The following is a 14,024-nucleotide window of genomic DNA, read 5'->3' as shown; positions in this document are numbered from 1 at the left end:
CAAGTGCAGAATCATTTTTTGTGTCTTTAAAATATGCTAGTCGCTTTTTATCCATGGCGTTGTGAGCATTTGACTAACAGTTTGCTTAATATTATTGCTTTGAGCAATCATTGAGATTACTGCAGCACCAGCTGCCTTAGTTTTAGCGATTGCCTCTAAATCGTTAACAGTTATCCCGCCAATAGCAACAATTGGCCGAGTAGCATTTTTGACCAGTTGGCTTAAGCCGGCAATACCAATTTCGGGATCGGCATCACTTTTAGACTCGGTGGCATAAATTGGACCACTACCGTAATAATCAATTCCGCTAATTTTATTGGCTTGCTCAATTTGAGCTAAATTCGAACAGGAATAGCCGATAATCATTTGACCACCAACTTCTTTAATAACCTGTTTTATTTCTTCATCACTTTGACCAACATGAACGCCCTCGGCATGAACTTGTTGGGCCAACTTGACATCATCATCAATGAAGAAGGGTACATGATATGCTTGACACAGTTGATGTAATTTTTGCGCCATAGGTAGTCTCTCAGTTTTACTTAAAGTTGAATTAGGACCCTTGTCCCGAAACTGAAAAGCCGTGATGCCGGCAGCAAGGGCTTCTGCGACTATACCAGGTAGTGTTTTACCTTTGGGCACATCTTGACTGCCGCAAATAAAATAAGCATGTAAAAATTCAGTGTTAAATTCTTTCATTATTTCTCCTAAATTACTGGGCCCAATGATTTAAAGGACCATGGCCATGACCAACTTGAATAGTTTCCTTAATAGTCTTGGTAACGTACTTTTTAGCGATTGTAATTGCGGCAGGTAAACTTTGTCCTAAAGCCAGTTGCGCCGTAATTGCTGCAGCTAAAGTATCACCGGTGCCGTGAGTGCGTTTAGTATGTACTCTGGAACTGCTGACCCAAAGATCAGTACCATCGGCAAATAAAGCATAATCTTTTACTTCTGCGCTATTAGTGTGCCCACCTTTAATTAGCACATTTTTAACACCCATGTTTTGTAGTTTATGGGCTAATTCAGGAAATTGACTTTGATTTTGTACCTTGATGCCAGTTAAAGCTTCTGCTTCTGGTAAGTTAGGTGTGATTAGATCGGCTAAAGGCAGCAATTCATTTTTAACGGTGGCGACAGCATCTTGACTTAAAAGTGGTGCGCCACCCTTAGCAATCATCACTGGATCGATGGTAATGGGGCCAAAGTCATACTTTTGCAAATTAAGTGCAACTTGGTGAACGTGAGCCGCATCACCTAACATTCCCGTTTTACAAGCACGAATATGAAAATCTTCTGCTAAAGATGCAAATTGGGCATCGATCATTTCTAGTGGTAGTAAAAAAGATTTTTGGACGCCCAAAGTGTTTTGTGCTGTCACTGCCACGACTACTGCTGTTCCAAATACCTTTTGCATTTGAAAAGTTTTTAGGTCAGCCATGATCCCGGCACCACCACCTGAATCTGTCCCAGCAATAGTTAAAACCTGGGGAAAAGAATTAATTTTTTCTGTCATCATGAAGTTCCTTAATCAAAATCAGCAATTTGCTTAATATCAGGGACTGTTACTTTGTACAAATAATCCATGAGGTACATACCAAAAGTACCTGGTCCAACTCCGGGATGATCTTGGACAACCATTTGACCCGCACAACTGAAAACTAAAGCACCTATCTGAGCCGCTTCAAACGGATCATCAGTGACTGCGGTAAAAGCTGTGACAATACTGGACAACATATCACCTGAGCCCACATGAGTTTTAAAAAGTGGTGAGCCGTTGTGAACATGAGCCAGTCTTTTACCGTCACTAATTGTATCTGTAGGACCGCTGGCAATGACCGTACAATGATATTTCTGAGCAGTTTTCATAGCAATATCATCAATATTACCAGAGCCGGAACCTGCATCGATGCCCTTTGAATTCCAGTTGAAGTCACCTAAGGCAGCGATCTCACCAATGTTGCCGCGAATAATACTGGTATGAAAATCCCATAAAAGCTTATCTGCGATTTTGTAGCGATATTCAACTGCACCAACCGCAACAGGATCAAATACTATCGGCTTGTTATATTGCCGTGCTAGGTCTTCTACCTTTTTAATATGATTGATTTGCTCTTTAGTTAAACAGCCAATATTAACTGCCACCGCGGAAGCCATTCGTACTATTTCTTCAGCTTCAGCGACTTCATTGCTCATAATTGGTGAAGCACCAATAGCATTAACTGCGTTCGCCACGTCTTGAACTGTCACAAAATTTGCGATGTTGAAAATAACGGGATTTTGCGCTCGTAATTTATCTAATAAGTCTAACTGCATTTTATTACTCCTAATTTAATATCCTTAAAATTTTTTACTAATAAAAAAGCCCTGGCACGTGGAAATGCCAAAGCTTAAGCGTTTTTGACACGTTCCTACGCAAGTATTAGCTTACAGGTTCAAAGGGTCTGAAATACTTTCATCTCAGCCAAAAAGGCACCCCTCGTGTTATCGCTTACAATTATAGCGTATTTTATTGCTTATGACAACGCTAGGTTAATAAAGATACTATCTGTTTATGTCATAAGTACTAGAATTTTAGTTATTATTAAAAATGTGCTAAAAAGCAAAAAAAGCATAGTGATTATAGTTAATTTTGAATAAAGTGTAGTTAGTAATAATTAACAGTTATTTAATTTGGAGGAAAGTAAATATGAAATTCACGGATGAGCTGCATGAAGTAGGGACGGCATTGTGGCATAAAAGTATGGTGCATCCCTTTATTAAGGAACTACAAAGTGGCGAACTCCCAATTGCAACTTTTAAATTTTATCTGTTGCAGGATCGCTATTATTTAAGAGAATTTAGCAAGTTGCATGAATTAATTGCGGCAAAAACGGATAATCAGGAAGTAAAGGAATTTTTACTGGCAGGGGCACAAGACTTAAAAGATGTCGAAATATCAGTGCGAGGCCATTTTTTTGAAGAATTAAACATAACTGCGTCTGAAATTGCTGAAACTCCGGTGGCGCCAACAGCTTATAACTACGTTAACCATATGCATATGACATTAAATCGATCTGGTGTTAAACCAGCGGTTGCAGCACTTTTACCATGTTACTGGCTCTATCAGGAAATTGGCCAAAAAATGGCAGAAAAGGGCTCACCGGTTTCTTATTATCAGGAATGGATTGATACTTATGATGGCGAATGGTATGGCGCCAACGTAGCAAAAATGCTGCATTTAACCAACTCTTTGGCTGAAAGTGCGACTAATGAAGAACTTGAGCAAATGCAAACTGCATTTGTACGCAGCAGCTATTATGAATTGCAGTTTTGGCAGATGGCTTATGAAAAACAAGATTGGAAGTAACTTTTGCAAAAAGTACTTTTATTTTGTAATAATGCAAATCGGAAATTGCAATTTTAAGTTGAATACCCTACTTGATTTGATAAATGCAATTTACAGCCTGCCAAAACTATTGGTAAAGATTGGAACGATGTGCTAGTTAATATTAAAAAACAAGAAAATTCTACTAAGCGGAGATACAATTAAATAAAGACAAAACAGATAGTGTTGTGATTTCCAATAAGCAGGTAATACAATCCACAGGTATAGAACTTGAATAGCACTACTTTAAAATCTAATATCGCTTTTTACCATATATCACTATAAAAGTGATTAAATATGGTATAATATAAGTAAGGATATTGGAGGTTTTAAAATGAGTGCAACAATCGTTAAACTACTCAAAAGCAAAAATATAAGCGTCGCTAAAGTCGCTGAGGCCAGCAACGTCCCACTTAGTACTTTAAGAAACTCAATTGTTAAACCAATTGAGACCTGGTCAATTAGGGTCCTTAATGCCTTTGCAATCGCACTTAAAGAGAAGCCAGGAGATTTACTCAATATGCTAGAAACACAACCATATATTTTAGATATAAACGATGAAACGCAGACTATCCAAGGCGTTTTCATTGCTAATAAAGAAATTTACCAACAAATTAGAACTGTCGTGGAAGTCAACCACCTGGAAGGGTGGAATCCCACAGAATCAGATATCCAGGAATTATTTGATGAAGCTATCCAGCCTGATCCAGTAGTGGCTGAGCGCTTTGAAGAAATTTGGGGCAAGGATAATGAGTGATTGGATTAGTGAAACCTTGTATTCAAATGGCGTCCTAAAAAATAAGCTCCATATCCATGACTCAAAGGAGTTAGAGAAAAAGGAATATGAGCTATCCGCTCGGAATGCTTTGTTCTTGTTGCAAAAAAAGCCCCAAATAAACGATATCGGAGACCTTAAGAAGGTACATCAATTCTTATTTGGTGAACTATACGATTGGGCCGGTAAATATCGCCCCGGCAATTTCAATAAAAACGGGTATGAATTTTTTGATCATACCAGATTCGATTTTGCCGAAAAAGATATTAATAACATGCTGCACAAGCACCCCGCGGGCAAGCCTTTGGCTAACAAAGACTATGCTGAGCTGCTAGACGCAATTAATTTCATGCACCCGTTTAGAGAGGGCAACGGCCGTAGCTGCAAAGTTTTTCTTTCTGCATACGCGGCTAATCATGGCCAAGTAATTGACTATCCGCGAAGAAACAAAGAGATGATTGAAGCGCAAAATGAAGCTAACATTGACAAAATTGCTAAACTGATTAAAGTTGAGAACACCCCCAGCAGCAATCGGGCGTTCCAAGTACTAGCCTCGCAGCAAAGTGCTGGAAAGACACTTAGCCAAGCTGAACTTGCCCAAAAATACGCTGAACAACAGAACAAAGAGCAGCAGGAGTTTGATCAAGATGAAGGCCTTGAATTAGAGTAGAAAGCAGGATAAATCAATTGAAGTATGAAGACAAATTCAGGCTAACGCCTGAAAAAAATAGACGCTTTGCCAAAACCAATCTAACCAAATTAGTCTTCACTAACTCACGCTTTGAAGGCCTGACTACCACCATGCCGCAGACCCAGACAATCATTGATGGCCTGGGTGTTGACGGCGTTCCAATCGATGATATTAATATTATTGTTCAATTGAAGCGAGGCTGGCAGTTTGCTATCAATGAAAAAAAGCCCCTGGACTTAAACTTCGAAAAGAGGCTTAATGCGATTGTTGCCCGCGATACGGCGGCCTTTCCAGGATATTTGCGTAATGGTTCAGGCAGTGTAGCAACTTACCGAGGCGAGTTTGAACCACCTATGATTGAAGAGGGCCAGGAACAGGAATATTTAAAGCAGCTGTTAATCAGTGATCGTACTGCCACCGATAAGGCACTGACCCTGATGTATCACAATATGCGCCAGCAAATGTTCTACGATGGTAACAAGTGAACTGCTCCAACCTGATAGTTCTGCCAAAGATTAAAAATTTCAATTTTGTCTTGCTTAGATAATTTAGACATAAAAATGACCCCCAAATTTGTCCTAAATTTGGGGGTCATATCATTACTACGCCTAGTAGCTTTTTTGTTATTAAAATTATTCCGATAGTCTATGATTTGATACGCTCATCATGCCATTCTAAAATCATCTTGACTATGGCGTTAGCGACATTCAAGTTTTTTAATATGGGACCGTGGGAATACGTACCGATAAAATTGCGATAGCGCAAGCCTTCGACGTGATCTTGGGGATTGTTGCCATAACCTTCAATCATTTCTCCTAAGGGATGCAACTTATCCTGATCGTCAAAATAGGTTTGACCCGAATGGTTTTCAAAGGCTTTGACTTCGCCCCATTCGCTCATGTAGCGGGTGTCGCCAATCATGCGCTTATCTGCCTTAAAAACGGTGTGGAAAGGTAGAATATCTAGCCCTTTGATTGTCACTCCGGCATTAGTTTTATAATATGTGCCCACTAGCTGGTAGCCACCGCAGACACCTACCATAGGCTTGCCCGCGTTAATATACTTTGTCAAAGTTTCTTTATGACGCGGTAAATCTTTAGCAACAACGGTTTGCTCAAAATCCTGTCCACCACCAAAAAAGACAAAGTCATAATCAAAAGCGTTGAATTGATCACCAAGAGAAATATTATCAACTTGTGTATCATAGCCCTGTTTTTTTAGCAAAAACCTGATAATTTTAACGTCGCCAGAATCACCGTAAGTATTCATCAGGTCTTCGTATAAATATGCAATCTTGATTGTTTTGTTAGCCATTATTTACCAACCCCTATTTTCTTGTTTAAAGTATATCTTAATAGTTAGAAGTGGGCAAAGAATAGTTATTTAAGATTTTGCTGCGCTGCAAAGTGGTTAATTGGGCCGTATTTGGAGCCAACTGCAATTGGATGGGCAATAGCTTCATAAGTAAAGTCCTTGGCTGTTTGAACGCTAGCGATAATCGATTGGCCTTTGGCTAATTCGGCAGCAATTACAGCAGATAGAGTGTCGCCTGTACCATTAATTCTATCTGTATTAATGAAAGGCTTGGTAAATTCGTGGAATTCGCCATCTGTAGTTAACAAGATGTCAGTCACTTGGGACTGCTGGGAGTTATCATGGCGCCCCTTCATTAAAACATTTTTAGCGCCCATTTCCTGCAGCTTTTTAGCACCTTGGCGAATTTCTTCTTTAGTATCTAAACTTAAGCCTGTTAACTTTTTCTGTTCATAAAAATTAGGTGTAATAATGTCAGCCAGTGGCATTAATTGCTCAAGAAACGCTTGGTAAGCATCATCATCAAGTAGGGTATCACCATGCTTAGTCATGATGACCGGATCAAGCACAATTTTACCCATGTCATATTTATGCAAATTGGCGGCAACACAAGCAATTACGTCTTTGTTAGCAAGCATGCCGGTTTTAAGTGCATCAATTTTAAAATCATCATTTAGGACATCAAACTGCTTTTGAATAAAAGGAATTGGCATGACTTCCTGGGCGTAAATTCCAGTAGTATTACCAGCTACTGCGGCTGTCAAAAGCCCCATACCATAAACTTGCCTAGCATAAAAAGAATGCAGGTCAGCGGTCATTCCCGCACTACCATCGCTGTCATTGCCAGCAATTGTTAAAGCAATAATTTCTTTTTTCATTTTTGATATATCCCCATTTTAATAAAAGCTCTATGTAACCAGTATAACTTAAAACAAGCATAATGTTATAATAATTTCTTGTAAAAGCAAGGCCTAGTAGTAAAATGAAGATAAAACCGCTTTCTGTCGGAGAGGATCAAAGATGTTAAAAGAATATATTATGGCAATTGATGAAGGCACAACTTCAACCAGGGCAATGATAATTGACCATCAGGGCAGAAAAATTGCCTCTTCACAAAAAGAATTCCCCCAATATTTTCCCCAACCGGGCTGGGTGGAACATAAGGCAGAAGAAATTTGGCACGCAGTGCAAACAACAATTGCTAATGCCATCATCAATTCTGGAGTGCGGCCACAGCAAATAGTAGGAATAGGCATTACCAACCAGCGTGAAACAACGGTAATTTGGGATAAAAAAACCGGCAAGCCCATTTATAATGCAATTGTATGGCAATCACGGCAGACGACCGACTTAGCAGAAAAGCTAAAAAAAGATGGCTATAGCAATCTGATCCACAAAAAGACGGGACTAATAATTGACCCTTATTTTAGCGCCACTAAAATTCGCTGGATTTTAGATCATGTCGCTGGAGCACAAGAAAAGGCCGCAAATGGCGAGCTGCTTTTCGGTACAATTGACAGCTGGCTTTTGTGGAACTTGACCGCTGGTGAAGTTCATGTGACTGATTATACTAATGCTTCAAGAACGATGCTTTTCAATATTCATGATTTAACCTGGGATGAAGACATTTTAAAGCTGCTTAACATACCTAAAGTAATGTTGCCGGAGGTAAAGTCTAATTCTGAAATTTATGGCTACACCAAGTCTTATACTTTTTTTGGTGGACGAGTACCGATTGCCGGCATTGCCGGTGATCAGCAGGCGGCTTTATTTGGCCAGTTAGCCCTGAAAAAGGGCATGGTTAAAAATACTTATGGCACAGGCTCCTTTATCGTGATGAATACTGGAGAACAACCAACAGAATCTGACAATAATTTATTGACTACTATTGCGTATGGTTTAAACGGCAAAATTTCGTATGCTTTAGAGGGTTCTATTTTTGTTTCCGGCAGCGCTATTCAGTGGTTGCGTGATTCACTCAAAATGATTAAAACCGCGGCGGATTCGGAGAAGGCAGCCAGGCAATCAAAATCTGAAAATGAAGTTTATGTGGTACCGGCGTTTACCGGCTTAGGGGCACCGTACTGGGACTCCGAAGCCCGTGGTTCCGTCTTCGGTATTACACGTGGAACAAATGACAAAGATTTTATCAAGGCCACATTGCAGTCGCTGGCTTATCAAACGCGAGATGTAGTTGATACGATGCAAGTTGATTCGGGCATTAAAATTCCGACTTTGCGCGTTGATGGCGGTGCTTCCAATAATGACTATTTGCTGCAATTTCAGTCTGACATCTTAGGTATTAAAATTGAGCGTGCCAAAATATTAGAAACAACTTCAATGGGTGCAGCTTTCTTAGCTGGCTTAGCCGTGGGTTATTGGCAAAATGTCAATGAATTAAAGGATATTTTCGTAGTAGGTAAAACTTTTGAACCGAAGATGCCTGAAAGCGAAAAGGAACATTTGTATCAGGGTTGGAAAAAAGCCGTGAAGGCCACCCAAGTCTTTGCCCACGGTGAGTAGTTTTATAATAAAAGGAGGATAAGAAAGTGGCACATGATCGAATAATTGCATTAGATAGTCCGATGAACTTTCGCGATGTTGGAGGCTATCAAAGCGTAACTGGTCAGACAGTTAAATGGAATAAAATTTATCGTTCAGATTCACTCAGCTCTTTAACAGCAAGAGACCAGGTTAAATTAGCTAAGTTACGCGTCACTGTCGATTGTGACCTGCGCTCTGAATACGAAAAGTCCTCTTCACCTGATATGGCATGGCCCGATGTGAAATATGTTGATTTGCCGGTATATTCTGACAATATCAATGATGTGCAAAATAACCGGTCAATCTACCGCTTTTTGCATCATATTCCTGATATGCATAATAATTTTATTGGTCGGATTTATCAACAAACTTTGCTAAGTTCCCACAGCCAGGAAATGTTTGCCCGCGTTTTTGCGGAACTGTTGGAATTGCCAGAAGATGAAGCACTGGTTTACCACTGTAGTGCTGGTAAGGACAGAACGGGAATGGTATCTGCCTTGATCTTAATGGCATTAGGCGTAGACGATGACACTATTGCCCGTGATTATTTGTTAACCAATGAACTTTATGATTTTGCAGTTTCTCGGCAATTGCCAAGTAATGATGAAATTACGCAAATGGTTTCCAAAATGAACGTCACTAAAGGTGAGGGCATAGCAATTCGCGGCATTACAGAAACTGTTCGTGGCGGCTGGGGCGATTTTCCCACCTTTTTTAAAAAAGTATTGGGCTTTAATGATGATGACTTGGCTCAACTAAAACGAATGTACTTAGATTAGAGGCGAATCGTGATGGTAACCTTGCTTGATGTTGCTAAAAAGGCTAATGTTTCAAAGATGACAGTTTCGCGGGTGATTAATCATCCTGAACAAGTAACCGATGAATTGCGCAAATTAGTTGAACAGGCGATGGATGAACTGGATTATCACCCTAATTATGTTGCTCAGGCTTTGGTAAATAAGCGGACAAATGTGATTAAATTTGTCACGCTGGAAGATGTGGATACGACAGAGCCATATTATATGAACCTGCTATTTGGTATCGCTCGCGGGTTATCTAAAAAGCAATATGCCATCCAGCTGGTTACAGACAGAAATCAAATAGAAGACGGCAACTTTGACGGCTACCTGATTACTGGTGCCCGCTCCAGTGATTATGCTTTATTTGACAGCCTTAAAAAACCCTTTATTTTATTTGGCGAAAATCATCATGGCTATGATTATGTGGATAATAATAACCAGTATGGTGGAGAACTGGCGACAAAATATGCACTTTCGCGGTTATACCAAAACGTTATTTTCATTGGCATTGATGTCAGAGAGCCATTTGAGTATTCGCGTGAAACGGGTTATGTCAATACTTTACAGAAGCACAAAAAGGTCCCGCAAATCTACCGCATTGCTAATCACAGTCACGCTGCGCAAGAAGTAATCAAAAAAAATTTCCACAAGTTTCCTAAAGATACTTGTTTTATCTGTGCCAGTGATCGTATTGCTACAGGAGTGGTCAGGCAATTGCAGGATGAAAAGGCTAAAGTTCCGGCTGACTTTGGTGTGATTGGTTACGATGGCGTTTTTCTGGATCAGGTTTCCAACTTGAAGTTAACTACCGTTAAACAGCCAATTTTTAAAATGGGTGAACTCTTGGCCAACATGCTCTTACGCAAAATTGATCAAAAAGGGTCTCCTCAAGGAGAGGCACTAATTAAGCCTTCCTTAGTTAAAAGAGAATCAACCAGGTAAAATATAAGTACAAACAGAAATACACATAATAATCAGGTATCGGCTTGATTACTATGTGTTTTTTAACGTCTAGTCTTTTTTTAGGCAAAAAAGTGAATGGTCAGACAATATGTCTGACCATTCACTAACACTAAAGTAGATTATACTTCTACTTTAATTAATCACAAACTACGGTAAAAAATATGAATAACAGATTTACTTTGCACCCATTTATTTTAGCACAGATTAGCTTAAAATAATGATTTTAATATGTATATTTTTACGGTATGAAATCCGCGCAAGAGAATTGAACTGATATAAATGAACTCACAAAAAATGCCAAAACAATTTTTCAAAAAAAGTTTTGGCATTAATTATTTAAAAATAAATATATCTTGCTTTTCCCAAATTTCACACATTTCTGGGGTATTGAACAAGAATTAAATTGTCCAATACCAAAATCTTATTATGAAATTAAGCAAAAGGCAAGTAAGAATTATATGACCCTCAAATTTGTCCTAAATTTGGGGGTCATATTTTCTGGAGAAAAACTAATTCTCTCAGACTCTAATAAATGGTTTTAATGTAAGATTATTTTCCTTATTATTCAGGTTTGTAATCAGGATCGATAATTAAAACAGGTTTGATTGTTTTACCAGAAATTGAATCAGCATTAGCCTGATTAATATCTTCAAATTGATAAAACTTTTCAGTCTTATCAAATGGAAACTTCCCTAATTGATAGAACTCAAGCAATCTTGGTATGTCAACTTGTGGAATGGCATCACCCATGTTAACGCCAACCACTTTTCTATCATCTACACAAAGATCGTTCCAAGTAGAAATAGTCAGGTTCTGAGCTGTTACGGCAATTGCTGCGCAGGTACCACCTTGTGCCAAGGCCTCAACAGCATTTTTAATAACGCCAGAAACACCAGTAGTATCAACTGTCCAGTCAACGCCATATCCACCAGTTAATTCCTTGATCTTGGCAACTGGGTCTTCTTCTTTACTGTTGATTGTGTGTGTAGCACCCAATTCTTTAGCCAATTCAAGCCGCTCTGGAACAACATCAACTGCTATTACTTTGGTGCAGCCACTAATTACACCAGCCATCATTGCAGCTAATCCTACTGCGCCAGTACCAAAGACAGCAATGGTATCGCCTGGTCTAGCTTTCAGAGTGTTGAAAACAGTACCGGAACCGGTAACGTAGCCGCAGCCTAGAGGGCCAACTTTGCGCAAGTCGATACTATCAGCAACTTTTACCGCGTTTCTCTGATCAACCACAGTAGTGGTAGTAAATGATGATTGGTTAAACATATCACAAATTCTGTGACCATCTTTTTGAAAATGATCATCACCATCTGCGCGGACGCCAGAAAGATTATAGTCACTATAATGACGGCATTGGGTAGGGATACCCTTTAAACAATTATCACAAATACCATCAGCGTAGAAAGATAAAATTACGTGATCGCCTACACTGAAGTTTTTAACTTGGTCACCAACTTTTTCAACAATTCCGGAACCCTCATGTCCTAGAATTACCGGGTAGCCAACACTTGAATCACCTTTGCGCAAGGCTTCATCTGAGTGGCAGATTCCGCTTGCCACCATGTGAATTTGCAAGTCAGTTGGTCCTACTTCGTGTAAATCAATATTGTCTTCGATCTCAAACGGATCGCCCATTTTTTTAACAACAGCAGCTTTTATTTTCATAAAAAAATCCTCCTTACCTGTTAGCGATTTCAAGATTATTGTGAACCTGTACACATAAAAATGCAATAGTTTTTTAGGAAAAAACATACCTGAATATAACGCACTACACTAATTTATATTGAACTAGCGGCGATTTTTTCTGATAGCGGTAACATTGCCATTACCATTGCCTCTCACCAGCTTTCTCAGCTAAACTTTAAGTGGAGGTATAAATTTATGACGCACTGGTATGAGCATGCAATAATTTACCAAATTTATCCCAAGTCTTTTCAAGACAGTAATGATGATGGTATTGGTGATTTAAATGGCATCAGGCAGAGATTACCTTATTTACAGCAGCTCGGTATTAATACTATTTGGCTAAATCCTATCTTTGTTTCACCGCAGGTTGATAACGGCTATGATGTGGCAGATTATTTTAAAATCGATCCCCGAATGGGAACAATGAAAGACATGAAAGCTCTAATTGCTGCTTGTCATCAAGTAGGGATTCATGTGCTTCTAGATTTTGTTTTAAACCATACTTCTGATCAAAATGAATGGTTTCAAAAGGCCAAAAGTGATCCGCATAGTCAATACCGCGACTACTATATTTTTGCAGGTGCAAATAATCAGCGTCCCAATAACTGGGGCAGCTTTTTTGGCGGCAGCGTTTGGGAACCGGATCCGGCAGGTACGGGCCAATTTTATTTCCATTTGTTTGACAAGCACATGCCCGATTTAAACTGGCGTAATCCTAAAGTAAGACAAGAAATGCTCAAAATTGCGGAATTTTGGTTGGCTCAAGGAATAGATGGCTTGCGCCTTGACGCTTTTATTCATATTGCCAAGGCAGATTTACGGCAAAGTTTTCCGGTAAAGGAAGTTGCAAACGAAAATAACCAAACGGTAGTTGCCGAACCCTTTTTTGCTAATTTGCCCCAAGTTCAAAAATGGCTGCGACCATTTTGTGAGCAGATAAAAAAGGATTATCCGGAAGCTTTGCTTTTGGGGGAAGCTGCCAGCGCTAATGTTAACTTAGCAGCAGACTATACGGCAAAAGACCACCATCTTTTAGATAGTGTTGTTACTTTTCGTTATTTTAAGGATGATCAAAGGCACATTGATCCTAACTTGCCTGCAGCTGTTCAGCCTAAAGGACTTGACTGGGATGCTTTTAAGAAGACACAGGTTATTTGGCAGCAAACTCTGGCGCAGGTTTCTCAACCTACATTATATTGGAGCAATCACGACATGCCGCGACTGGCTAGCAGAATAGCAAAAACTGAAACACAGGCACGCAGCTTAGCAATGCTGATGTATTTGCAACGGGGAATCCCCATTATCTACTATGGCGAAGAATTGGGTTTAAAAAACCTGCTTTTTACTGCTGAAGAAGAGTTTAATGATCAAGAAGCGGAAAGCTTTATCACGAAAGCTGCAGATTGGGATCTAACAAAAGCGGAAGCATTAAAAATGGTCAGTCAAACGCATAAAATGCCGGCACGAGGGCCGATGCCGTGGACAGCTAAAAAGCCAAATTATGGTTTTTCAAAAGTGAGTCCGTGGCTTGAAGGGCAAAGTCAAAATAACGCTAATGTTCAGGCCGAACTGGATGACCCTGACAGTATGTTTAACTTCTACAGACAACTGATTAGTTTGAAAAAAACGGCTTTGTTTCAATCAGGTAGTTTTTACTTGCTAGCAACCGCTAATGACAGCTACGTTTACCAGCGGGATTTAGCAAATGATAGTGCAATCGTGGCTGTTTCACTAAGCAGTCAAAAATTAAAAATTAAACTACCTGGTGAATATAGGAAAGTCATGTTAACTGCCGGACAGCATTATTTAAATAATGATGAATTAATTTTGATGCCGTATTCTGGTGTGGTTTTAAGTAAATAATGGAGG

The 14,024-nt window shown here is 39.5% G+C and carries 14 protein-coding genes and 1 riboswitch; of the genes, 8 read left to right on the top strand and 6 right to left on the bottom strand.

From position 1 onward, the window contains the following. Nucleotides 1-36 precede the first annotated feature (36 nt). From thiE to thiM, 3 genes are read right to left on the bottom strand one after another with little or no spacing between them, the layout of a single operon-like run. A complete protein-coding gene (gene thiE / locus F5ESL0259_RS08280; RefSeq protein ID WP_370448811.1) occupies nucleotides 37-702 on the bottom strand; it encodes a thiamine phosphate synthase in 666 nt (221 codons plus the stop codon). Nucleotides 703-712: 10 nt separating this feature from the next. Next, nucleotides 713-1,516: a bifunctional hydroxymethylpyrimidine kinase/phosphomethylpyrimidine kinase gene (thiD, locus tag F5ESL0259_RS08275; RefSeq protein ID WP_122038147.1), complete on the bottom strand. Its 804-nt coding sequence runs from the start codon at nucleotides 1,514-1,516 to the stop codon at nucleotides 713-715. Nucleotides 1,517-1,527: 11 nt separating this feature from the next. Next, entirely contained in the window at nucleotides 1,528-2,316 is a 789-nt protein-coding gene (thiM, locus tag F5ESL0259_RS08270; protein WP_122038146.1) for a hydroxyethylthiazole kinase, read from the bottom strand. A gap of 75 nt (nucleotides 2,317-2,391) precedes the next feature. Beyond that, nucleotides 2,392-2,490, bottom strand: a riboswitch (TPP riboswitch). A 199-nt stretch (nucleotides 2,491-2,689) separates the two neighbouring features. Here thiM and tenA point away from each other — a divergent pair. The 4 genes from tenA to F5ESL0259_RS08250 all read left to right on the top strand — a co-directional run bounded on the left by tenA (nucleotide 2,690) and on the right by F5ESL0259_RS08250 (nucleotide 5,318). After that, entirely contained in the window at nucleotides 2,690-3,349 is a 660-nt protein-coding gene (tenA, locus tag F5ESL0259_RS08265; protein WP_122038145.1) for a thiaminase II, read from the top strand. Between the two features lie 352 nt (nucleotides 3,350-3,701). Then, nucleotides 3,702-4,124, top strand: a complete 423-nt coding sequence (locus F5ESL0259_RS08260) for a helix-turn-helix transcriptional regulator (protein WP_052724676.1) — start codon at nucleotides 3,702-3,704, stop codon at nucleotides 4,122-4,124. Continuing rightward, a complete protein-coding gene (locus F5ESL0259_RS08255) occupies nucleotides 4,117-4,812 on the top strand; it encodes a Fic family protein (protein ID WP_122038144.1) in 696 nt (231 codons plus the stop codon). The genes F5ESL0259_RS08260 and F5ESL0259_RS08255 overlap by 8 nt, the downstream gene beginning before the upstream one ends. A gap of 17 nt (nucleotides 4,813-4,829) precedes the next feature. Then, entirely contained in the window at nucleotides 4,830-5,318 is a 489-nt protein-coding gene (locus tag F5ESL0259_RS08250) for a filamentation induced by cAMP protein fic (protein ID WP_122038143.1), read from the top strand. 160 nt (nucleotides 5,319-5,478) lie between these two features. Here F5ESL0259_RS08250 and F5ESL0259_RS08245 read toward each other — a convergent pair whose 3' ends face one another. Together F5ESL0259_RS08245 and thiD (F5ESL0259_RS08240) are read right to left on the bottom strand one after the other, a co-directional pair. Next, nucleotides 5,479-6,147: a type 1 glutamine amidotransferase gene (locus tag F5ESL0259_RS08245; RefSeq protein WP_122038142.1), complete on the bottom strand. Its 669-nt coding sequence runs from the start codon at nucleotides 6,145-6,147 to the stop codon at nucleotides 5,479-5,481. 65 nt (nucleotides 6,148-6,212) lie between these two features. Continuing rightward, nucleotides 6,213-7,025, bottom strand: a complete 813-nt coding sequence (gene thiD / locus F5ESL0259_RS08240) for a bifunctional hydroxymethylpyrimidine kinase/phosphomethylpyrimidine kinase (protein WP_122038141.1) — start codon at nucleotides 7,023-7,025, stop codon at nucleotides 6,213-6,215. A gap of 142 nt (nucleotides 7,026-7,167) precedes the next feature. Here thiD (F5ESL0259_RS08240) and glpK point away from each other — a divergent pair, with 142 nt between their 5' ends. The 3 genes from glpK to F5ESL0259_RS08225 are packed head-to-tail and all read left to right on the top strand — an operon-like array spanning nucleotide 7,168 to nucleotide 10,433. After that, complete coding sequence (glpK, locus tag F5ESL0259_RS08235; protein WP_122038140.1) at nucleotides 7,168-8,670, top strand: glycerol kinase GlpK; 1,503 nt, start codon at nucleotides 7,168-7,170, stop codon at nucleotides 8,668-8,670. Between the two features lie 26 nt (nucleotides 8,671-8,696). After that, nucleotides 8,697-9,470, top strand: a complete 774-nt coding sequence (locus F5ESL0259_RS08230; RefSeq protein ID WP_122038139.1) for a tyrosine-protein phosphatase — start codon at nucleotides 8,697-8,699, stop codon at nucleotides 9,468-9,470. Between the two features lie 12 nt (nucleotides 9,471-9,482). Next, nucleotides 9,483-10,433, top strand: a complete 951-nt coding sequence (locus F5ESL0259_RS08225) for a LacI family DNA-binding transcriptional regulator (protein ID WP_122038138.1) — start codon at nucleotides 9,483-9,485, stop codon at nucleotides 10,431-10,433. Between the two features lie 582 nt (nucleotides 10,434-11,015). On the opposite strand, the gene F5ESL0259_RS08220 is transcribed toward F5ESL0259_RS08225, so the two are convergent. Beyond that, the gene (locus tag F5ESL0259_RS08220) at nucleotides 11,016-12,134 is read right to left on the bottom strand and encodes an NAD(P)-dependent alcohol dehydrogenase (RefSeq protein ID WP_122038137.1); all 1,119 of its coding nucleotides are present in this window, start codon (nucleotides 12,132-12,134) and stop codon (nucleotides 11,016-11,018) included. A 216-nt stretch (nucleotides 12,135-12,350) separates the two neighbouring features. Between F5ESL0259_RS08220 and F5ESL0259_RS08215 the strand changes: the two genes are divergently transcribed. Next, complete coding sequence (locus F5ESL0259_RS08215) at nucleotides 12,351-14,018, top strand: alpha-glucosidase (protein ID WP_122038136.1); 1,668 nt, start codon at nucleotides 12,351-12,353, stop codon at nucleotides 14,016-14,018. The last annotated feature ends 6 nt before the right edge of the window (nucleotides 14,019-14,024 follow it).

The organism is Lactobacillus sp. ESL0259 (genome assembly GCF_003693045.1).
GTDB lineage: Bacteria > Bacillota > Bacilli > Lactobacillales > Lactobacillaceae > Lactobacillus > Lactobacillus melliventris.
The sequence above is the reverse complement of the archived record's forward strand: the minus strand, read 5'-3'. Positions and strand labels throughout refer to the sequence as shown.

What these genes read in the sequence shown, in the direction of transcription:
- tenA (WP_122038145.1), top strand. Translation starts at nt 2,690, where the DNA reads ATGAAATTCACGGATGAGCTGCATGAAGTAGGGACGGCATTGTGGCAT.
- F5ESL0259_RS08215 (WP_122038136.1), top strand. Translation starts at nt 12,351, where the DNA reads ATGACGCACTGGTATGAGCATGCAATAATTTACCAAATTTATCCCAAG.
- F5ESL0259_RS08245 (WP_122038142.1), bottom strand. Translation starts at nt 6,147, where the DNA reads ATGGCTAACAAAACAATCAAGATTGCATATTTATACGAAGACCTGATG.
- F5ESL0259_RS08260 (WP_052724676.1), top strand. Translation starts at nt 3,702, where the DNA reads ATGAGTGCAACAATCGTTAAACTACTCAAAAGCAAAAATATAAGCGTC.
- thiM (WP_122038146.1), bottom strand. Translation starts at nt 2,316, where the DNA reads ATGCAGTTAGACTTATTAGATAAATTACGAGCGCAAAATCCCGTTATT.
- thiD (WP_122038147.1), bottom strand. Translation starts at nt 1,516, where the DNA reads ATGACAGAAAAAATTAATTCTTTTCCCCAGGTTTTAACTATTGCTGGG.
- thiD (WP_122038141.1), bottom strand. Translation starts at nt 7,025, where the DNA reads ATGAAAAAAGAAATTATTGCTTTAACAATTGCTGGCAATGACAGCGAT.
- F5ESL0259_RS08225 (WP_122038138.1), top strand. Translation starts at nt 9,483, where the DNA reads ATGGTAACCTTGCTTGATGTTGCTAAAAAGGCTAATGTTTCAAAGATG.
- F5ESL0259_RS08255 (WP_122038144.1), top strand. Translation starts at nt 4,117, where the DNA reads ATGAGTGATTGGATTAGTGAAACCTTGTATTCAAATGGCGTCCTAAAA.
- F5ESL0259_RS08220 (WP_122038137.1), bottom strand. Translation starts at nt 12,134, where the DNA reads ATGAAAATAAAAGCTGCTGTTGTTAAAAAAATGGGCGATCCGTTTGAG.
- glpK (WP_122038140.1), top strand. Translation starts at nt 7,168, where the DNA reads ATGTTAAAAGAATATATTATGGCAATTGATGAAGGCACAACTTCAACC.